Origin of the sequence: Candidatus Villigracilis proximus, from assembly GCF_016717045.1 — a bacterium.
Classification (GTDB): domain Bacteria; phylum Chloroflexota; class Anaerolineae; order Anaerolineales; family Villigracilaceae; genus Villigracilis; species Villigracilis proximus.
In genome coordinates, this window is sequence record NZ_JADJUO010000019.1 from 46644 (window position 1) to 67437 (window position 20794).

Annotated in this window: 20 protein-coding genes and 2 pseudogenes; 16 read left to right on the top strand and 6 right to left on the bottom strand. The window is 48.4% G+C overall.

From position 1 onward, the window contains the following. The first annotated feature begins 15 nt into the window (after window positions 1–15). A complete protein-coding gene (locus IPL71_RS18840) occupies window positions 16–816 on the top strand; it encodes an S-layer homology domain-containing protein (RefSeq protein WP_345324304.1) in 801 nt (266 codons plus the stop codon). A 66-nt stretch (window positions 817–882) separates the two neighbouring features. Here IPL71_RS18840 and IPL71_RS18845 read toward each other — a convergent pair whose 3' ends face one another. Both IPL71_RS18845 and alaS read right to left on the bottom strand, forming a co-directional pair. Beyond that, window positions 883–1974, bottom strand: a complete 1092-nt coding sequence (locus IPL71_RS18845; RefSeq protein ID WP_345324305.1) for a DHHA1 domain-containing protein — start codon at window positions 1972–1974, stop codon at window positions 883–885. Further along, the gene (alaS, locus tag IPL71_RS18850) at window positions 1971–3614 is read right to left on the bottom strand and encodes an alanine--tRNA ligase (RefSeq protein WP_345324307.1); all 1644 of its coding nucleotides are present in this window, start codon (window positions 3612–3614) and stop codon (window positions 1971–1973) included. Before alaS ends, IPL71_RS18845 begins: the two co-directional genes overlap by 4 nt. Window positions 3615–4297: 683 nt before the next feature. Here alaS and IPL71_RS18855 point away from each other — a divergent pair. The 8 genes and pseudogenes from IPL71_RS18855 to trhA all read left to right on the top strand — a co-directional run bounded on the left by IPL71_RS18855 (window position 4298) and on the right by trhA (window position 8756). Continuing rightward, the gene (locus IPL71_RS18855; RefSeq protein WP_514130815.1) at window positions 4298–4450 is read left to right on the top strand and encodes a DUF559 domain-containing protein; all 153 of its coding nucleotides are present in this window, start codon (window positions 4298–4300) and stop codon (window positions 4448–4450) included. A 280-nt stretch (window positions 4451–4730) separates the two neighbouring features. Further along, a pseudogene (locus IPL71_RS26140) lies at window positions 4731–5096 on the top strand (SDR family NAD(P)-dependent oxidoreductase); the annotation flags it as partial. A gap of 55 nt (window positions 5097–5151) precedes the next feature. After that, complete coding sequence (locus tag IPL71_RS18865; RefSeq protein ID WP_345324311.1) at window positions 5152–5571, top strand: SDR family NAD(P)-dependent oxidoreductase; 420 nt, start codon at window positions 5152–5154, stop codon at window positions 5569–5571. Between the two features lie 48 nt (window positions 5572–5619). Continuing rightward, a complete protein-coding gene (locus IPL71_RS18870; RefSeq protein ID WP_345324312.1) occupies window positions 5620–6375 on the top strand; it encodes a dienelactone hydrolase family protein in 756 nt (251 codons plus the stop codon). 20 nt (window positions 6376–6395) lie between these two features. Further along, window positions 6396–6557: pseudogene (locus IPL71_RS18875) on the top strand (DUF6295 family protein); the annotation flags it as partial. Between the two features lie 18 nt (window positions 6558–6575). Beyond that, window positions 6576–7040: a hypothetical protein gene (locus tag IPL71_RS18880; protein ID WP_345324313.1), complete on the top strand. Its 465-nt coding sequence runs from the start codon at window positions 6576–6578 to the stop codon at window positions 7038–7040. Between the two features lie 118 nt (window positions 7041–7158). Further along, complete coding sequence (locus IPL71_RS18885; protein ID WP_345324314.1) at window positions 7159–7965, top strand: TapB family protein; 807 nt, start codon at window positions 7159–7161, stop codon at window positions 7963–7965. A gap of 92 nt (window positions 7966–8057) precedes the next feature. After that, window positions 8058–8756, top strand: coding sequence for a PAQR family membrane homeostasis protein TrhA (gene trhA / locus IPL71_RS18890; RefSeq protein WP_345324315.1), 699 nt, complete (start codon window positions 8058–8060; stop codon window positions 8754–8756). On the opposite strand, the gene manA is transcribed toward trhA, so the two are convergent. After that, complete coding sequence (gene manA / locus IPL71_RS18895; protein WP_345324316.1) at window positions 8757–9746, bottom strand: mannose-6-phosphate isomerase, class I; 990 nt, start codon at window positions 9744–9746, stop codon at window positions 8757–8759. It abuts the gene before it with no gap. 139 nt (window positions 9747–9885) lie between these two features. On the opposite strand from manA, the gene IPL71_RS18900 reads away from it, so the two are divergent. The 3 genes from IPL71_RS18900 (at window position 9886) to IPL71_RS18910 (ending at window position 13229) form a co-directional block, all read left to right on the top strand. Further along, window positions 9886–10893 (top strand): hypothetical protein, encoded by a 1008-nt coding sequence (locus IPL71_RS18900; protein ID WP_345324317.1) that lies wholly within the window; start codon window positions 9886–9888, stop codon window positions 10891–10893. A gap of 11 nt (window positions 10894–10904) precedes the next feature. Continuing rightward, window positions 10905–11642 (top strand): hypothetical protein, encoded by a 738-nt coding sequence (locus tag IPL71_RS18905; protein ID WP_345324318.1) that lies wholly within the window; start codon window positions 10905–10907, stop codon window positions 11640–11642. 216 nt (window positions 11643–11858) lie between these two features. Continuing rightward, entirely contained in the window at window positions 11859–13229 is a 1371-nt protein-coding gene (locus IPL71_RS18910) for a glycosyltransferase family 87 protein (protein ID WP_345324319.1), read from the top strand. Between the two features lie 314 nt (window positions 13230–13543). Here the strand turns inward: IPL71_RS18910 and IPL71_RS18915 are convergent, their stop codons facing one another. The 3 genes from IPL71_RS18915 to IPL71_RS18925 are packed head-to-tail and all read right to left on the bottom strand — an operon-like array spanning window position 13544 to window position 15082. Then, window positions 13544–14230: a hypothetical protein gene (locus IPL71_RS18915; RefSeq protein ID WP_345324320.1), complete on the bottom strand. Its 687-nt coding sequence runs from the start codon at window positions 14228–14230 to the stop codon at window positions 13544–13546. Window positions 14231–14237: 7 nt separating this feature from the next. Beyond that, a complete protein-coding gene (locus IPL71_RS18920) occupies window positions 14238–14570 on the bottom strand; it encodes a hypothetical protein (protein ID WP_345324321.1) in 333 nt (110 codons plus the stop codon). Continuing rightward, the gene (locus tag IPL71_RS18925) at window positions 14525–15082 is read right to left on the bottom strand and encodes a hypothetical protein (RefSeq protein WP_345324322.1); all 558 of its coding nucleotides are present in this window, start codon (window positions 15080–15082) and stop codon (window positions 14525–14527) included. Before IPL71_RS18925 ends, IPL71_RS18920 begins: the two co-directional genes overlap by 46 nt. Window positions 15083–15314: 232 nt before the next feature. On the opposite strand from IPL71_RS18925, the gene IPL71_RS18930 reads away from it, so the two are divergent. The 4 genes from IPL71_RS18930 (at window position 15315) to IPL71_RS18945 (ending at window position 20758) form a co-directional block, all read left to right on the top strand. Continuing rightward, the gene (locus tag IPL71_RS18930; protein WP_345324324.1) at window positions 15315–15503 is read left to right on the top strand and encodes a metallophosphoesterase family protein; all 189 of its coding nucleotides are present in this window, start codon (window positions 15315–15317) and stop codon (window positions 15501–15503) included. Beyond that, the gene (locus IPL71_RS18935; RefSeq protein WP_345324326.1) at window positions 15472–16047 is read left to right on the top strand and encodes a metallophosphoesterase family protein; all 576 of its coding nucleotides are present in this window, start codon (window positions 15472–15474) and stop codon (window positions 16045–16047) included. Before IPL71_RS18930 ends, IPL71_RS18935 begins: the two co-directional genes overlap by 32 nt. A gap of 337 nt (window positions 16048–16384) precedes the next feature. After that, window positions 16385–17734 (top strand): C39 family peptidase, encoded by a 1350-nt coding sequence (locus IPL71_RS18940; RefSeq protein ID WP_345324328.1) that lies wholly within the window; start codon window positions 16385–16387, stop codon window positions 17732–17734. Between the two features lie 3 nt (window positions 17735–17737). Next, entirely contained in the window at window positions 17738–20758 is a 3021-nt protein-coding gene (locus IPL71_RS18945; protein ID WP_345324330.1) for a TIR domain-containing protein, read from the top strand. Window positions 20759–20794: the final 36 nt, after the last annotated feature.

Below are 20794 nucleotides of genomic sequence, written 5' to 3' on the forward strand. Positions count from 1 at the left end.
GGAGAACATTAAAATATGAACATAAACTTACTACCAATGTACACTTGCCCACTGGTTGTTTCACCGGCTGAGACCTTCATTTGCTGGATGAAAGACAACGGCATCACCACCGGCACTGGAGGCGGAACATATAGCCCAAATAACAACGTCTCCCGTGCAGAAATGGCCGTTTTTATGCAAAAGCTGGATGAACTTGCAATCGCCCAAGCCAACGCAGCGGATGCAGCCAACCTAGTCGCAGCGAAAGATTACACCGATAGCGCCCTATCCACAGGCAATATTCTGGTCAGCGCTGGCTTTGGGAACTGGCATCCCTTTAATTCAACCGACCCTTTGTCATATACTTATTTCTCAAGCCAAACACAGGTATCCAGATCATCTATTGGCTCAAGCTTTTTATCCATCAACCCAGATATTCCGACTGTGCTATACGGAAAGAGTCTGAAATTCAAGGGGGTTGAATTTTGTTTCGATACATTTGCAAGTACATCGCTTAATTATGTTGAGATCAATACTTATTCGCATACCACCGGGTCCATTGGGAGAAATCTCAGATTCTCAGACCCCACGACTCGCACCGGCAACCAGTGCCGTCTCTACACACTATCTTCTCCCATTGTGTTGACCGCAGACGATGGAGTTAATTTCTATATTCAAGTTAATTGGGCTGCAGCGGCTTCACAATTCGCGATTGGGCGAACTACTTTTATCTTTGAACCCACGACCACGATTGCAGCCCCTCCTGCTGCGCCGCAAACAATTCAAGATCGTCAAGAGGAGCCAATCTCTCCAGAATTCGATACTTCGGCTCCTTAAATTTCATCCAATCATAAAAAAACATTCCCCAGAAAGAAATCTGGGGAATGTTTTTTTATGTGCACCTTACTTCAACTTCTCTTCCACAATCTTTGATAATTTACCGAGCGCCTCGCCGACATTTCCCTCAGGCAAACTGCCTTGCGCCAAATTGGGACGTCCGCCGCCTTTGCCGCCGATGCCGGTGATGAGATCGCCAGCCTTGAGTCCGCGCTTGACGAGGTCTTCGGTCACCACCGCGATGACAGTTGCTCCTGTTACGAGGACAGCCGCTCCCGCTTTGGGATATTTCTCGCGGAACTTGTCGGCGAGTGAACGCAAGGTGTCTGTGTCAGCGTTTGAAATTTCTACCGCGAGAACATTTACATCCTTCACGGTTTGAACAGTGGAAAGTAGTGAGTTGAAAGTAGAAAGAGCGGCCTGCGTGCGGAGGTTGGCAAGTTCCTTTTTCAATTCCGCTATTTCACTTTGACCACTTTCCACTTTCTGCGGCACTTCATCTACATTCGATTTCAAGATAGACGCCGCTTGCTTCAATGTCTTGAAGCGCTTGTTGATGAGTTCGTACGCGCCGCGGCCAGTGACCGCTTCGATGCGGCGAATGCCCGCCGCCGCAGAACCTTCACTGACGATGATGAATGCGCCGATGTCTGAAGTGCGGTCGATGTGCGTTCCGCCGCAGAGTTCATAGGAGTATTTTGGCTTTCCTGCATTTTCGGCAAGCGAACTATCTGAGTCCAGAATGGAGATCGTACGAACTGTCTCGCCGTATTTTTCACCAAACAAAGCCATCGCGCCTTCCTTCTTGGCTTCGTCAAGAGACTTGGTCACTTTGACCACAGGCATATCCGCGGCAATGGCTTCGTTGACCATTTTCTCGACGCGTTCAATTTGTTCGGGGGTCATGCCGTCGGGTTGGGTGAAGTCGAAGCGCAGGTATTTGGGAGAGACGAGTGAGCCTGCCTGACGGGCATGGTCGCCGAGAATTTCATGCAATGCCTTGTGAAGCAAATGCGTGGCGGTGTGATTGCGCATGATGTTGTGACGGCGGACGGTGTCCACTTCGGCGACAACTTTGTCACCCACTTTGGGTTGACCAGAGATGACCTGCCCGATGTGGGTGATCGTCCCAGCCGCAGCACGGCGGACGGAGGTCACTTCGATTTCCCAATCATTGCCGAGCGGATGTAACCTTCATCATTTACCTGACCACCAGACTCAATGTAGAAACCAGTCTTAGGCAGGATGACTTCGACGACATCATCGAGAGAAGCGGAGGAAACTGATTCGCCGTTGACTACCAGAGCGAGGACTTCACCTTCCACACGCGGACTGTTATATGGGTCATACTCAACGCCAGCGGCGCCGAGTTTCTTTTTGGCTTGCAGGTCTTTCAGGATGTTGGCGAAGTATTCAGAATCTTCGCCGCCGAGTTTGCCCATGGCCTTGCCGCCGCCGGAGGCTTTGGCGTGGACTTCTTTTGCTTGGGTGAAACCTGCTTCGTCAATATCAAGACCTTGCTCGCGGGCGATGTCACGGCTGATTTCGAAGGGCAGGCCGTAGGTGGCGTAGAGGTCGAAGGCGATGTGTCCATCGAGGGAGGTTTTATTTGATGCGCGAATCTCGTCGAGGTGATTCTGTAAGTGAGCAGTACCAGCTTCAACGGTACGAGCGAAGCGGACTTCCTCACGAGTCAGAAGATCTAAAATGGTCGCCTTGTTCTTTTCGAGTTCGGGATAAAAATCGCCGTATTCCGCAATGACCGCTTCGGCAACTTTTGCGAGGAAGGGTTCGGTGAGTCCGATCTTCGTTCCAAAGCGTGCGCCGCGGCGGATGATCATGCGGGTGACGTAGTTACGGCCTGCGTTGCCAGGGACGACGCCATCGGCGATGAGGAATGCGGCGGAGCGGACATGGTCGCAGATGACGCGATAGGGCGTGAAGTCGGCGAGCATTTCTTTTTCGCTGTGACCCGTGAGCGAGCGCAGTACTTCAAGCGAACCCGCGAAAAGATCGGTCTTGTAGTTGGAGTCGACGCCTTGCAAAACGGAGACGATGCGCTCAAAGCCCATGCCGGTATCAACGTGCTTGGCGGGCAATGGTTCGAGACGGCCATCTTCAAAGAGATTGTATTGAATGAAAACGTTGTTCCAAAGTTCGAGGAAGCGCGTGCATTCGCCATTCACGCCGCAGACATGGTCTGTGCCGCGCAGATTATCGCGTTCTTCGCCGAGATCATAGTGGATTTCGGAGCACGGTCCGCATGGACCAAACTCTGCCATCTGCCAAAAGTTTTCCTTGCGCCCAAAGAATAAAACATGCTCGGGATCGAAGCCAGGCTGTTCCTTCCAAATATTTGCCGCTTCATCATCCTGCGGTACATTGCCTTTGTCATCTCTGAAACAAGTGGCGTAGAGTCTGTCTTTCGGCAAACCCCAGACTTCGGTTAATAGCTGCCAAGACCAGGCGAGCGCCTCTTTTTTGTAATAATCGCCAAAGGACCAGTTGCCGAGCATTTCAAAGAAGGTGTGATGCGTGTCATCGCGACCTACATCTTCGAGGTCATTGTGCTTGCCTGCCACACGCATACACTTTTGTGAGTCAACGGCGCGGGAGTAAGGGCGGGAATCCGTCCCGACGAATACGTCTTTGAACTGGACCATGCCTGAGTTTGTGAAAAGAAGCGTGCCATCCCCGCCCGGCACAAGGGACATCGATGGCACGGCAGTATGTCCGTGTTCGACGAAGAAATCAATGAAGTCCTGGCGGATCTGGTTGCCTGTTAGTTTTTTGCTCATGAGAATGCTCCGAAAAGATGAAATGACTGGCGAATTATAAATGCAGAATGCGGAATGACGAAGAGAATTATGAGGTGGAAAGTCGAAAGTCAGGTGTCAGGGAAGAAAAGTCCCGAACCTGTTGGTTTCGGGACTGGATTTCTTCATCCGTCTCAAGCCGTGGCAGGTTCCTAGGTCGCGCATGTAGCGGCGGCGGCTTGAGTTGCTGCGGCTTGCTTGAGGTTTTGTTTCATGGCTGGGATTATACAGGTCACATTGAATTTTGGGGAGGGAGGAAAAGGGCGAAAGGGGGGGGAAAGGAGAGAAAAAAGGAAGAAAGGGGGGGGGGGGGGGGGTTCCTAAAAACCCCAATAAATATCAGGTTTTGAACCGAAAACGTCTACACAAATTACTTATCCTTGACCTACCTAAACACAGAGAACCACTCCCTCACCCTCCCAAGGGAGAGGGGGGCTTACGCTTTATGGGTTTCCGATTATCCAACAAAGTCTCCAGCAGTTTTTTTAGCAAAATGAACTCCCCCAAGGGCGGCGTACTGACTATACAAAGCTAAACCGCTTAGCAATGAACAGTCCCTCCCCCACAGGGGAGGCCGGGGGGAGGGCCCCCCCCGTAAAAACATCGTCACCGGACAACATGTCACCGAATACAAACTCGAACGGGCGCGTGAACTGCGTCGTGACATGACGCCTGCCGAAAAGATTCTCTGGGAAGAATTACGAAGGAACAAACTCGGCGTTCACTTTCGCAGGCAGCAGGTCATTGAAAGATTTATCGCTGACTTTTATTGCCATTCAGCAAGCCTTGTCATTGAAGTTGATGGGGATTCACAATGAACCTGAGCAAAAGAATAGATATTGAACGGGAGAATGTTTTAAAAGAAATGGGAGCTGAAAATTATTCACTTTTGGAATGAAGAAGTATTCAAGAATCTCCTACTGTTTTGCATAGAATTCAAGAACTGCTAAATACATAACCCAACCAACAAACACCTGCCCAAACGGCGGGTGTCTTCTCTCCAAAAAACTCTCACAAACCTATCAGACAACGGGGAAAGACAATCTCCTCACGTACAATCCATATCCTGCACACACAACAACACAAAAGGAAGTCACAATGAGCAAAACAATATTAATCACAGGCGCGTCCACGGGAATTGGCAAGGCGGGCGCGCTGGAGTTGGGGCGGCGGGGATGGAAGGTTTTTGTCCATGCGCGTTCAGAGGCACGCGGAAACCCCGTTTTGGCTGAGTTGAAGCAAGCCGCGCCGAACGCGGATTTTTCACTGGTCACCGGCGATGTTTCTTCGATGGCCGAAGTCAAGTCACTTGCGGAGCAGGTCAAAGCGCAGACGAAGACTTTGGATGTCCTCTGGAATAACGCAGGCTTGATGCTGAACGAGCGCAAAGTCAGCGTGGATGGATGGGAGATGACGATGGCGATCAACCACCTCGCCCCGTTCGTACTGACCCGTGAACTGCTCCCGCTTATCGAGCAGACTCAAGGCCGAATCATCACCACCAGTTCCCGGCGCACACATGATGGGCACTTTCAACTGGGACGATTGGATGGACGAGAAAAGTACATACAGATCATTCAAAGCCTACAGCAAGAGCAAACTTGCCAACATCCTGTTCACACGCGAACTGGCCCATCGGGTTGGCGGCAAAGGAATTACCGCACATTGCTATCATCCGGGATTCGTCCGCTCGGATTTTGGCCAGCAAACGCGCGGCCAGCAATCGCAGGGGTCATTCTATCCGCGCTGGATGGAAGCCCTGTTCACCATCGACTCAGAAGCGGGTGCTGACACCGGCGTATTTCTCGCGGAAGACCCGTCTGCAAAAAACAGCAATGGAAAATATTGGCAAAGGCGCAAGGTCCGCAGAACCAAGAGTTTTGATAACGACCGCAACGCAGCAAAACTTTGGGAACTCAGCGAAAACGCTACAAGTTAATTTTCTGTCGTTTATTGAATATAATCAATCCTATCAAGGAGACTTTATATGTATACAACAGACATGTACGAAGGTGTGCTCGCTGAAACCGTCACCATGACAGGAGCGAACGGAAACTCGATTAACGCCTATATGGCGCGGCCATTGGGCGAAGGTAAATTCCCCGCAATGGTGCTGGCACATCACATGCCCGGCTGGGATCAGTGGTACCGCGAAGCGACGTACAAATTCGCCCAACACGGTTACGTGACCATCACCCCGAATTTGTACTTCCGCTCGGGCCACGGAACTCCCGAAGATGTAGCGGCAAAAGTCCGCGCGGATGGAGGCGTGGCAGATGATCAGGCGGTTGGCGATCTCGCAGGCGCGATGAAACATCTGCGCGCGCTGCCCTACGTCAACGGCAAGGTCGGCATCTTCGGCACCTGCTCCGGCGGACGTCACGCCTATCTCACCGCCTGCCGAACCCCGGGATTTGACGCGATCATCGATTGCTGGGGCGGACGCGTTGTGATGACTCCTGATCAATTGAACGATAAATACCCCGTCTCGCCTCTGGACTATACCCGTGAGCTGGCCTGCCCCATTTTAGGTTTGTTTGGCGAAGACGATTCCAGCCCTACCCCCGAACAAGTGAAGTTGCACGAGGAAGAACTCAAGAAGCACGGAAAAAATTACGAGTTCCACATGTACCCAAAAGCTGGACACGGCTTCTTCTATTACGACTGTCCCAATTACCGGCAGGAGCAAGCCGTGGACGGCTGGAAGAAAGTCTTCGCTTTTCTTGAAAAGAATCTGGTGTAGGAGACGACTACGACCACCCTTTTAATGCTCCCTACGAACATGCTCTGAATATCGACTTCGTGAACGAGTCGCAAGGCCCTTCGGCACGCGTGGCCGTGGAGTTGAGCGAATCCGCCGCGCGCGAATTGGTCCGCACCATTCTGGCTGTGCTCGATCAGGCCGAAGCGGGCGGACATTTATAAACAAAGGCGAAATACAATATGAGCGCTTCATGGACTCACCTCACAGGCACCCTCATACGCGGACATCAAGTGGCGTCGCGGCCTTCGGCGGCATATCCATATAGCTCGCTTGAAAAGCAGAAGCCATATTTCAAGACGCTCGGTCTTGATCTATATCCTTATTTCAACGGGACGTTAAATATTTCGATTGCGCCGCTTGAATTTGAAATGATGAAACCAGAGTTCACTTTTCCCCTCGTCGAGTGGACAGACTTGCATCCGCCGGAGACGTTTTCATTTTCAAAATGTACAGTTAAATTCAAAGGAACGGAATACGCAGGCTGGGTATATTATCCGCACCCTGAAACCAAGAAAACTCATTTCCAAAATTCATCATTGATCGAAGTCATCGCGTATGAGATCGCAGATATTCACTACGGTGACACGCTTGAGATCGAAGTTAATCCGCTGGAGATCAGAGTTAAACAAGGATCTTCAGAATAGACTTATGAGATAAAAAATCGCCATATCCCTCTTTCTTCCTAAATTTGAAGTTTTCCATTTTTCAGACGTTATACTCAAATCTGGCATGAAATTTATAAACAAAGGAAGAGAGAAAAAAATGAAACGAAACAAAACATCTTACTGGATCGCAGCGAGGTTCCTTATTCTGTCCACACTGGCTTGTAATCTCGGAAAAAGCCCGGATCCCGCCATCCCCCTTCCGCCCGGAGAAGCGACAGTTGAAAGCGCACCGGCCACCGAAACGCCCGCGGAAGATTCATCCGCTTCAACGAGCGCATGTGAAAATCCTTACCAGCCGATCATCGCAGGCGCCTCATGGAATTACAAACTTACCGGCCTGACACCTGATACATTTGTCCGCAGCATTCTTTCTGTTAATGAAAATGAATATACGGATCAGGATGTTTTCGGCACAGGTGTTACCCGTCAGAGCCAGTGGAAATGCGACAACGGAAATTTGATCGCGCTCAATCCATCATCAGGCGGCGGATCGTCCAGCATCAACACAGAAGGCTTGTCTGTTGATTTTCAAACCACCGAGTTAAACGGCGTGACCCTTCCGGCAAATCTTAACCCCGGTGATACCTGGAATCAAACTGCAACCCTCGAAGGCATACAGGATATCGGCGGAACTCAAGTTCCTGTCAAAAATCATTTTTCCACCACCTGCACAGCCATCGGAATCGAATCTGTGACCGTGGAAGCCGGCACCTTCGATGCGATGCGCTTTGACTGTCAAACCGTGATGAACATCTCCCTTTCGATGCAGGATAATCCGATCGAGACCACGATCACGATCAACAGCATCAACTGGCATGCGGAGAACATCGGACTGATAAAAACCACCACCACTGGCGAAGGGTTTGACAGCACGATTGAGCTAACTTCATATAACATTCCCTAGACCATACAACAGTAAATCAAAATCGGGCAGTGCCATAATACCGGCACTGCCCGATTTTGATTTATGACCTTCAATAAGATATACTCGCGCGCATGAGCATACAAAAACCAAACCTTGACCCTTTGATCTCTGCGCCAGACAGCAATGAGTACTTCAACTCCATCAGCCATTTGATCGGCGCGATATTGTCCATTTCGGCGCTGGCGGTGCTGGTCACGTTGGCCGCGTTGGATGACAAGCCCGCGCACGTGATCGGATTCGCGATCTATGGCACCAGTCTGTTTCTGTCCCTGCTGTTCAGTTGTCTTTTACATTTCTTTTTGCTTTTTGGGAAGTATCTGCGCATCTTCGGCATTCTCGACCATAATGCCATTTACCTGCTCATCGCAGGGACCTACACCCCATTCTGCCTAACGATCTTCAACGGTGCAACCGGCTGGCTGCTTTTTGGAATCATCTGGAGTCTGGCGGTTTTCTTTATTACGATCAAATCGATTTTCTTCGCCAAAATTTCGGTCTTGATGTCGAATATCAGTTTTCTGTTGATGGGCTGGATCATCGTCTTTCTGATCGGCCCGATCTACAATCAACTCGGCATCGGCGCCATTTCCCTGCTCATCACCGGCGGACTTTTCTACACAGTTGGTGCGTTGATCTTTGCAAACGGAAAACCAAATCCCTTCCCGCCATATTTTGGCAATCATGAAATCTGGCACTTGTGCGTGCTGACTGGCAACGCGATCATGTTTCTTGTGATGTATCTATATGTGTTGCCCTACCCAACCGGATAATTAAGGCACGTCCGCTTTATAGAGCTCAGCCGGCTCCAGACATTCGATGCCAACTTCGCTTAAATTTGCAGGCAGCAGAATAGACTGTCCCTGCTGAATGTTTAGCGCGCCGCCGCGCCATGTTAATTTGAGTTTGCCGCGCAGGATCAGTAACATGCGCACACTATCACTTTTCTCGGTTTGTTTTTTACCGGCTTTCATATCCATTTTTGTAACGCGGAACTCACGCACCGATGCGGAATAAACATAGTTGGCCGATTTGGGCGAAAACTTAACAACGGATTTTTGATTCGACACTTCAAGCAAGGCGGGAATATCCTTGAATTTACCTGTCAGCCCGGCGCGGATGACATTATCTGACGAAGCCATACATTCCACGATGTTGCCTTTTAGATAGGCGTGCGGAATTCCAGCGGGGATAAACATGGCCTGTCCCTTTTTGAGGCTGTGAAGTTTCAAAAAGAAAATGGAAAGCAGACCCACGTCACCCGGATATTTGAGACTCATTTCCAGAAATAGTTTTTCACGATAGGTCAGGCTGGTTTTCTTATTAAGTTTTACACGCAATTCTTCGAGCGCGATGGCGATCTCAGGTTTATGATTGGCATCGGGATAATTCGCCGGGTCTTTTGCATGCAACGTTTCAGCCTGCACCTTTGATGGATGCAGTTGAATGGAGAGCGGTTCATTAGCTGAAAGAATTTTCAACAGAAACGGAAGTTGATTCTCAAAAGCAGATGCAACCCGCGAACCGAGAATCTCCAGCGGATAACGCTGAACCAGCTCAGAGAGTAGAGTCTGCTTGTTGTTGTGGATCAGGCTTGAGGTCCCGAGTGGATGCGTGCCCATCCACAATTCGGCAAAGGGCGCAGCGTCATCCGCATTTTTCATCCCCAAAAATTTCGGAATAAAGGCTGAAGATCCGCGCTCACCCCAGGCGTACGGCTGAATGGTGTTAGTCAGAACATAGGGTTTGGGTAAAAAAGTCATGGCAGTTTCCTTTCTCAAAATTCTATCTTAAACGGGAAAAACTGGGTGTTGACCCATGTATTGATTTCATGACATAATAGTATAAGATTTTCTCCAATTACAGATTACACATTCCTTCCAATTTATAGCAGGAGCAAACATGGCAACTCAAAAATGGTGTGTTGTAAATCAGGCCTCATTTTGTGCAATTCCAAACGGCCCCAAACTTTTTGATCTTTTTATCGGCTCGCAAGTGGAAGCCACGGGTGAAAGCCAAAATGTTTTAATGCGTGGGAATGACAACAAAATGCATGACATGAAATGGCTGAAGGTAACTTACAAAAACAGCCGGGGGATACAAACTGGCTGGGTGCGCGAAACTTTATTTGATGACTATATGGAAACATTCACAAAACTCGAAGTAGATATTCCCGATGCGCCCGCAGATCCCGCAGACCCGTTCCCATACGCAAGCCCGAATCCAAATGATCCAGCACAGTATATGGTTTTGGGAAAAACCACTCGCGGCGAAGATATCATTAAGTACAATCTTTGCGGCGAGATCTGTGTGGCCTTTGTGATGGAAGTGGGGATCAAGAAATTTTTAAGCGACTGGAAGAACAGCCCCGGCAGTTTATATCAGTGGACATTGGGCGGGATCAGTGACAAAACGACGGACGCCTCTGTTTTAAAGAACATGCTCTTCCCGTATGGATTCGGCACCGACAAAGGCAATGTGGTTAATTTTACAGACTCACTGAATGGGCCGATCTTTGAAGGCCAAAATATTACGCCGGGCAGATTCCAAAAATTTCTTGAAACACATTATCTGATCGCCAATGTTGTCATCAATAAATCAACCGGCAAGTTGATCGCCGATGAGCCATCCAAGGTTAACTGGACCAACCATTGGGTGGTGCTGGATAAGGTCTCTCGAATAATACCGAATATGGCCGGGTTGAGATTTACAATCCATTCACGAATCGCAGACAGGAATATTCATACAGAAGTTTCATCAGTTCCTTTGGCGGCGGCACATACACAGGTTTATGGATCAAACGCAAGCAGGCAAAACCTGTCACTCTGGCAGAGGCAGGCTTTAAAAAATGGGTTGTCAAAGCTGGTGAATTTGCCGATGCTCCCGCTGGAAGAAAAACTCTCAAAGTAGACCGTGGCGCGGTGGTCGAATTTACCGGTGCAAAAGATCAAAAGAACGGCATCGAATGGGCACAGATCAAATACAAAGGCACAATGGCCTGGGCAGCAAATTCCGCGCTTGAAGATTTTACAGACCGCTTCCCCGATCGCGAGGTTGTGATCCAGCATCCAACCCCGGAAGAGGATGACGCACCCCAATACATGTTCCTGCCCGGTGAGAACGGAATCAAAAACAACATGTGCGGACAACTCTGCGCGGCTTTCATCACCTGCATGGATATTGAATCCTTCATGGTTGAATGGAAAGCCAAAGCCGCTGTGTATTACAAACTGGCTGTTGCCGGAAACACCGACATGGGCACAGGCATTGATTCAATTCAAAGCATGTTCAGAGTAGCTCCATACAGCGCCGAACCCGGAGACTTAATCCTTTTTGGGCCAGCGTTGATCGATCCGGTCACAAGACGCACAATCGCATCTGCCGGTAAAATGCAAAAGATGCTTGAAACACATTATCTGATCGCTGGAGTTCGCATCAAGAGCACCGACAAATTCACCGGCAGATTAAGCGGCGGCGGAACAGGTCACTGGGTCGTTGTGGATAAGATCACCACGAATGGTAAAAACGACGGCTGTCAGGGTTGGGTTGAAATTTACAATCCCTTCCCGAACAAGAGACAGGAATATGCATTTGATGAATTCATGACTTCCTTTGCAGGCCAGTTGGGAGTTTGGGTAAAGAGAAAAAGTTTGGGATAGGTCAAGCAACAAACAAAAAGGAATGCGGATTTGAAATCCGCATTCCTTTTTGTTGTCCTCTACCGCATAAAAAACGTCCCAGGTTCTTAACGCGAAAAGCGCAAATTTGGAAAATTTTCTCGAAATTCAATAAAAATTCGCATTAAGGTTTGTTGACTTTGCTACAGCCATGCATCTCTATCTACCCGTGGTAAAAAATCCCCTTATAATGGAGAAATGCAATTTCAAAAACCAACCTTCAAAGCACTCGTCCTCTGGTCAGCCGCGACATTAATTATTCTTGCCAGTTCACTCTGGTTGAACAGCAAAAACATCTTCGATGCTTTTGTTCGCACAGGCCCGCACTCCATTTTAGGGCAAAACTTAATGGCGGCATCGATCATCTGGAGCTTGTTTGGAGTCACTCTTCTCCTTATCCACACAGAAAAAATTAACAAAAAAAATATCCTCACCTATTCGGGCTTTCTGCTCGTCTCCCTTTTATACATCAACTTATTACGTGAGCGCACCGAATACGGCGACCTTGAATATTATCTCGATGCCGCCACCCAACTCTTCAAAGACCGTCCGCTGCCAGCCGGATATTTATATCTTCCTTTTTGGGCGGTGGTGCTTGAGCCATTTGTGAAGTTCGGAAAATTCGGAGTCACACTTGCATCATGGGTTATGAACGTGGCTTCGATCATGGCGTTCTACTTCCTATTGATCGCAACTTTAAAACGTTATAACTTCTCAGAACGTCTGGCCGTCGTCATTACTGTTTTATTCTCTGTTGTAAACGTCCCCGCCTTGCGAACTTTGTATTACGGGCAGGTCAACCTGCACATGGTCAACTTTGTTTTGTTGGCGCTTGTGTTGTATCCGCGCCAGAGATTTCTCTCTGCGTTGGCGCTGGCCGTGGCTGTGCATCTCAAAGTCTCGCCGATCATCATCGCTTTTGTATTTCTACTTGAGCGCGACTGGCGCTGGATCATTTATTTCGGCATCGGCCTCGGGTTGGTTGGCGCGATCCCTGTTTTCACCGACGGCCTCACCCCCTATTATGATTTCCTGCGCAACAGCCAGGAAGTGATCGGTGTGCGTGATATCAACTTCCGCGAAGGCTCGATCGACGCGGTATTCCTTGCACTCTACAACTTAAATTTTATTCCGCTCATCGCGGCTCGTATCGCTACATACACAGTCAAGCTCATCATCATGGGGCTGGCCTTCTTCACCATGTATCGCAACGTCCGCAGTAAAACTTTTTACACAGGCGCAGGCGAGATCGCGCTAAACGCCATGCCCGTTGTACTGCTGATGCTCAACCTCGCATCGCCCCTCGTTTGGGAACATCACGGAATTTTTCTGACTCTGCCTTTCCTAATTTTACTTAAGAAACTTAACACAACATCCGATTGGCTGATCTTCGCACTCGCCTACACCGCCCAATTCTTAATGCCGACTTTCGACTACTATCCCTGGTCCACGCTGCTGCGACTCTCTGCCCCGCTGCTGATTCTCTGGCTGATATATCGCATCGCAGCTGACCCGAAGCCTGCTCCTACCTTCGAGAAAGCCAATCTCTGGCTGACGAATCTTTACTAGGCCGTTAAATTAAAAGGGATGGCATGGCGCTGTAAAAACCATGTCATCCCTTCGGGATTGAATAACAATCTATTTTCCATATTCTATAATCATGACACCCCTTACGGGGTTTTCATTTTTTTAAGTCTCCCGTTTCTGGCGGGAAAATCTTTACCACGAAGGGTCACTAAGGTACACATAGGAGTTTTTGCATTTTTTCCTTCGTGCTCCTTTGTGGTACATGGAAAGAATACTGTTAAAAACGGTAGTGCCATTTTTTTACTACAAAGCACTGGGAAAAGCAGTAAAACTCTGCGTGCGCTGTGGTGGGGGTTTTAGTTATTACTTGAAATCACTTCAAAAATAACTGAATCAGTATCACGATACACTTCGCGCAGGCCGGGGTCATTCTCAGCTTGATCTAAAAAGTCACCATGATTTAAATCTGTGTGGATATAACGCGCGTCAAACATATTTAAAATTGTTTGCGATGGATTTTCCATATCGCCGCGGGTGATCTCAACCCAGGTGTCGTACATCTTTGCATCATATAACTGCATGTAGGTTGGGTCGAGTCCGATCAGATAGGTATTGTGTGTGTTGTAGAAAAACAAACGCGGAAAATCGTCCCAATCGGTTTGGAAAACGCGCGCGCCTTCGGGTGTATTTTGCGCCAGCCACTTGGACGCATCTGCATACAATCCGGCAGATTTTGATTTGGCAATACTGGCGCGCACAGCCGGAAGACTCTTAATCATGCCGGCCAGCACGGCAATCAGCAAGATGATCCCTGCAAAGTTTGCGCGGATATATCCCAGCGGAGAGGATGCCTGTTGTTTTGAATCAGGCTGAGAGTTAAGTCCGAGCGTGTTTGTCGAAGAGTCGAATATCAAGGGTGCCCAGGCGAATGCGGCGAAGATCAAGGCGAAGGGTGGAAAATATTCCACAAAGCGGCGCGCTTGAAAAAGCATTAATCCAAATAAAAGAGCAGTGAATAATCCCAGCGCCGTGCGGACATCCATTTTGTGGTCAGAGGTCCGAGGCCAGAATGCCGCTCGCAAATGCGACCAATGCGGGCAGGGAATTTTTCAACAACTGGCCCGTATCGTAGGGATACCATTCATTTCCCACGCTGACGGAGGTTGCATCGGCCAGTTTGGGCAGCATGTGTTGAATGGAAAAGGTGATGTTGACCGGGAAATACGGGTTGATGACCATGCCCAGAAAAATGCCTACACCAATAAAAATCAGCGGACGATATTCAAGGCGGCGTTCTGTAAAAAGGACTGCGGCGGCATGTAAAACGCCGAGAGCGATCAGAAGCGGAAAAGCATCGTACATCCAGACGTAGACAAAGGCCAAAATTGCCAGCCGCCAGTGTTTGCCTTCGAGAAGCCACAAATAACCAAGCGCCAGGACGCCAAGGAAAGTGACTGCGCGCGCGGGATGCTCATGCGATACAAAAAAGCATCTGAGATTCCCAGCAAGCCAACAGCCCAGAGCCAGGCCCACGGCACCCGCTGACGATGGAACAGATACCAGATCGCTAGAAAAGCGAGACTTGAAAAAATAACCGATGCCCACTTTGCGCCTTCACGCAGATCACCAAAAGTAAAAGGGATCAGTGCTACATGAAATAAAAAGTGGTGATCGTAAAATTTTTCGGCATCAAGAATGCTCAACGGCAGCCAGGGGAAATCAGGCTTGAGGCCTTCGGTGCGCATAATCCAGGCGAGTTTGATGTGATAAAAGCCATCGTTATCGGGCAGGTCCCGCACAACAAATTGAGCATAGGCCATGCCCGCAACAAAGATGGAGAATAAGGTCAAAACGAGAAGGGAAGAAAGAATTGTTTTTTTTGTGGAGGTTTTCAAAGGGCAATTCCAATTTTGGGGGTGGTTGAGAATGCTGGCTGGCAATTTTCTGAGCCATTCAATCTCATTGTACCTGTCAGTCATTTGCAGCGTACAGGATATGAGAATAGTCGCTGAAACGGGAAAAAAGATACGGGTCACAATACTTATCACCCAAAAGTTCTATTTCGACAACAATTTGTTAATAATTTGATTTGTTCGTGTACAATGGTTGCTAATCAAAAGGCAACCCATGCGTATCGCTTTTATTTCTGACATTCACGGTAATTTCACTGCATTCCAGGCGGTACTTGCGGATATTAATTCGCAACACGTCGATCAGATTGTATGCCTCGGTGATGTGGTAACCATGGGACCGCAACCTGTTGAAGTGTTGAACAAATTAAAACATGGATTGTTTGTTTATCAAGAGGAATCATGACGCGGCGGTTTTAAATCCTGAGATCGCCGGTCAATATGAGATCACGCACTATTTGATCCCTGATCTGCACTGGTGCAGAGATCAATTATCGTCAGACGACCTAAAATTCATTGATTCGTTCAAACCCACACAGGAAATTCAATTACCAAACGGGGTTAATATTCTGGCTTTTCACGGCTCTCCCCTTTCACCAATTGATATCATTCAGTCCACGACGCCGGTTGAAACTCTGGATGTTTATTTCGAGAAGGAAACTGCTGATATTTTTATCGGCGGCCATTCGCACATTCAAATGCAGCGCCGTTATGGAGATAAGTTTATTTTAAATTCAGGCAGTGTCGGCAATGTTTTTAAATTCGTTTACACTCCGGGGACAGTTCCAAGCTTGCTGCCGTGGGCGGAATATATGATCGTCAGCCAGTCTGAAAATTCGATCAGCATGGACTCGCGTCGCGTTTATTTCGATACGGATACGCTGCTTCAAAAAGTCAGGGAGAGCAGTTTGCCCGGCGCTGATTGGTGGCTAAGGCAGTATTCAAAATAATCCAAAACATAACTCACCCCAAAATTAAGATTTCAAGGGTGAGTTTGTTTTTAATGGAAAAAATGAACGCAGATCGATTGGCACACAGAGGATGCTGTTTTTTGCTTTTATCTGCGGCCTGGATTAAATTCGGGATTAATCGTGTTTTTGTAAGGCGGGAAAGGCAAAAGGGAGAATCTGCTGATTAATGGCGGGCAGGCTTGAGGTCAGCGTGAAACGGGTCTTTCATCCAAAAAAAGATGTAAAGTTGCGGCTCGCTTATAAATGAAATGGGGTAAAATCTGTCGTATTATAGAGAATCCAAAAATAATTGTGAAAGAAAGCAGGAGGTAAGGCGATGTTCGTCACAAAGAACCTTTATCAAAACGATGAAACCTGGAAACAAACTCCTCTGGGAAATTCAAGCGAGACCATTGGCGGGTGGGGTTGTCTGCTGACTTCTGTCACGATGATGCTGAATGGAATTGGCTATAGCGAGACCCCTGTAACCGTCAACGAAAAAATGAAAAAGGCTGGCGGTTTTCAAGGGGCGTTTTTTATTCCGAGCGTGTTGCCGTATATTTGGCCGAATTGCGCCTATCGTGATATGCAGCCTTGTGAAACTTCACCTGCGCCGATCTCGGTGATCGATGCGGCGGTGGCAGCCGGTAAACCGGTGATCCTGCAAGTGGATTGGAACAAGCAGGTTGGAATTCAAACCCATTTTGTTTTAATAAAGGAAAAGAAGGCGGATGATTACTCGCTTTATGATCCTTATAAATATGGCGGCGACGGCCCCGGTGTGGATGTATTGCTTACCAAACGCTATAAATACAATGGGGCAAAATTAGCATCTGAGATCAGTGCAGTGTTATGGTTCGACTCATACAGCCTTGTTGCGCCTGAGCCTCCCAAAGTAACAAAAGTACCTGTGCCCGCTGAAAAATTTATTATTTATGCCAGTGAAGATGATCTTTCTCTACGCGCCGAGCCTTCTGTGAGCGGGTATTTGTGGAAACGTATGATAAACGGGACGGAGTTGATCTGTCTTGAACCCAAGGCGCAAGCCAAATCAAAGATCGGTGTACAAGGTCAGTGGATTCAAATTCAGGATCCCAAGGGCGATCAGGGATATGTGGCTGCGTGGTATGTTTCTGAACAAAAGAAAAAAAACGCTTCTTCCTCTACCTCAACGCCTGTCTCTGCTCCCGCGCCTGTTCCTGCGGGCGCACTGGCGCTCTACCCAACTGAAGAATTATCGTTCCGCTCCCAGCCTGTTATTTCCCCGGAGACTTTGATTCGCCGTGTGCCGGTTTCAGAGCAACTGATCAGCCTTGAACCTGCCAATCAGGCGATTGCAAAAGTGGGTGTGCAAAATCAATGGATCAAAGTCCGTGATGCTGCGAAAAAGGAAGGTTACGTTGCGGCTTGGTATGCAAAATATGCGGGCGGCTCCACGGCAACCACGTCTGTCGCAACAAGCGCCACGGGAAAAGTAAAAACCACAGTTGAGATGGTTTCCCTGCGAAACCAGCCTGTTGTAAGTGACGCCTCCTTAATCAAACGCGTACCGATCAATTATGAATTCACCATTACTGAAGCGGGCGGTGAAGCAAAGATCGGCGCCAACGACAAATGGATCAAAGTAAAAGATGCAACACATGAGGGTATGTTGCAGCCTGGTTTGTCTCACGTTAATTGGGAATAAGGTATGTCAGATAAAACTGCATCGCGCAAAACCAGGGTCTTTATTTCATATTCGCGAAAAAACAAACTCTTTGCACGCAAGTTAAACAAAGCCTTCGACGACAGCAATATTGAAGCCTGGGTCGACTGGGAAGGCATTCCACTCAGTGCCGATTGGATGGCGGAGATTACGGCCGCCATCAAAGCTTGTGATGCCTTCGTCTTTATCATCAGCCCGGATTCGCTCAAATCCAAAGTCTGCATGGATGAATTGGAATTGGGCATCCAATACAACAAGAAGATCGTTCCTGTTCTGTATGTTGATCCTGAAAAAAGACAGAAGATGCACCCGAAACTGGCTTCGACCAATTGGGTGTACATGCGCACCAAGAAGGATGATTTCAAAGGCACGGTTCCAAAACTTGTGGAAAGCGTCCAAACCGATCTGAGTTGGGTTCATCAGCATACCCGTCTGCTGCAACGTGCCAGTGAATGGGAACAGAAAAGCCGCAATAGAAGTTATCTGCTGCAAGGCTCAGACCTGAGCGAGGGCGAAAGCTGGATGATCGAATCCACCAAGGATGAAACGCGTTCCGTGGTTCCCTTGCAGGCGGAATATATCAACACCAGCCGCAAAGACGCAGTAAAACGTCAAAGAAATCTGACCTTTGGTGTCGGCGTGGCTTTGGCATTTAGTATCATCCTGGGTTTTTATGCATTTCGTCAAAGTATTGAAGCGCAGCAAAGCAGAGACAGAGCAGAGATCAGCCAAAGAAATGCAGAGGAAAAAGAAATGGCACGCGCCACGCAGCAAGCTGTCGCAGAGGAGCAAAAGATAATTGCTGATGCGAACGCTCAAGTGGCAAAAGCCCAACGCAGTGCAGCCGAAGCTAAAATTTATCAGGAAAAAGTGGGCGAGTTGTACGCCAGTACTCTCCTGGCTGTGGATGCATATCAAAATTTGCCTGAACTGGATGATGCAGAAAATATCTTACGGCACAACATCCACCTGCTCCCAACACCGATCAGCCAAAATACGGTGAATGCCCGTATCTGGACAATTCAACCCAGCCCGGATTATTTAAAATTTGTTACCGTTGATTCGGCAGGTAAGGCCTGCGCCTGGAGCATGGAAGATGGTTCACTATTTTTCTGTATACAACATGAAGGTATCGTGTATGACTCGGCCTTCAGCAAGGATGGAAGTATTCTGGTTACAGGCACAGAAAAAGGGTTGGTATCCTTTTGGGATGCAAATACCGGAGAAGCGATCAAGGCACTGAAATTCGATGGCGTTATTTGGGATCTCAACATGCACCCTGACGGTGAATTTCTGGGCATAGCACGAAGCGGGGCTGTCAGCATTATTAACATGAAAACTTTGAATGAAGAGTTTTTCTTCACGCAAAATGGAGAAGTTAAGGTCATTGATTACGATGAAACCGGACAATACATGGGTATTGGTACATCCACGGGGACTGCATCAATATGGAAGTTCATGGCCGGACAAACCATCCCGGGACCAAAACATAATAGTGAAGTCATAGATGTTGCGTTCAGTCCAGACGGCAAATGGATGGTAAGTGTCGGCGCAGACAGCGTGGCACGCGGTGTGCTGATCACCTCCGGCGGGCAGAAATATTCCATTCTACATGGCGACTGGGTGGAAGATGTTACGTTTTCAAATGACGGCAGTTGGTTCGTAACCGTATCAGACGACAATACTGTGCGTGTGATCGAAACAGCCACCGGTCAGGAAAGACTGCGTATGACCCACGCCAACTTCGTACAAAAGGTGCGTGTTAGCAGTGACGATCAGTGGATCGCCACAACAGGCTACGATAAAACAGTACGAATCTGGGATTCTGTCACCGGCGCGGAAGTGATGCAAATCCCTATTGACGGTGTTGGCTCCTCCATTCGATTTAACAAGACAGCCACACGTCTGGTCGTTGGTGATTACGATGGAAACATCAGCATCTGGGATATTTCAAAATTGAAGGCCCACAAGGCATTTGTCCAGATTCCTCAATTTTCGCATAAAGCGATTTTCAGCCCAGACGGTCAATGGCTGGTTGTTAATTCAGACGACCAGAGCATATGGGCGATTCCGGCTGACAAAGCAGGCGAAAAGGAGGATGGCCGCAAGAAAATAGCCTCCGTCAACGGCCTAACCTACGACATGGTCATCAGCTCAGATTCCAAATGGGTCGCTGCTGTGGAATACGATAGCAATATTGCAGAACATAACCGTGTTGTTCTGGTCAGTATTGACGGCCAGCAAAAACACTCCCTCTCTCACGGCGGACAAACCATCGAAACAGTAGCATTCACGCCCGATAACAAAAAGATCATTACCTCCGATCAAAACGGATTGATCAACATCTGGGATGTCAACACCAGAGGATTACTATCCAGTTTTAATGTTGACGGCATCGCCCTTTCTCTGACCATATCCCCCGACGGGAAATATCTTGTCGCGGGTATTGAAGAAGGCAACCGCAGTATTGTGTGGTCTCTTTCCACACTGAATCAGGTGGCAGTGCTCAGCCAAGTCGGCAGGGAAGGAGCAGCCCAATTCAGCACCGATGGAAAATTCATTGCCACGGGCAGTTCTGAAGGCACAATATATTTATGGAATGCAGAGGACGGCTCATTTGATCTCATTGAGAATAAACTATTAACAAGCGGCGCTGTTTTGTCCATGGACTTCAGCCCGAATAATAGATATTTGTCCGTTGGTGATGCTACCGGCTATGTTTATCTTTTCGACCTTGAACTCAAACAGGAAGTTGCCCGCCTCGCACACGTGGACAAGGTATCCGGTGTCTCGTTCTCACCAGACGGTCAGCAGCTTGCTGCCGTTTCACGCAAGACCGTATCCATATGGGATGTACCGTCCATTCCCTTGTTAACGCGTGACACTCTGGTGGAAACTGCCTGCTCACACTTGATCCGTAATTTTGATGAAGTGAGATGGAATACCTTGTTCTTTGAAGAAGAATATCGCCTGATTTGCCCGAACCTGCCCGCAGGTGAAAACTAGAACGACCGGAGAAATCAACATGGAAAATCAACCTCA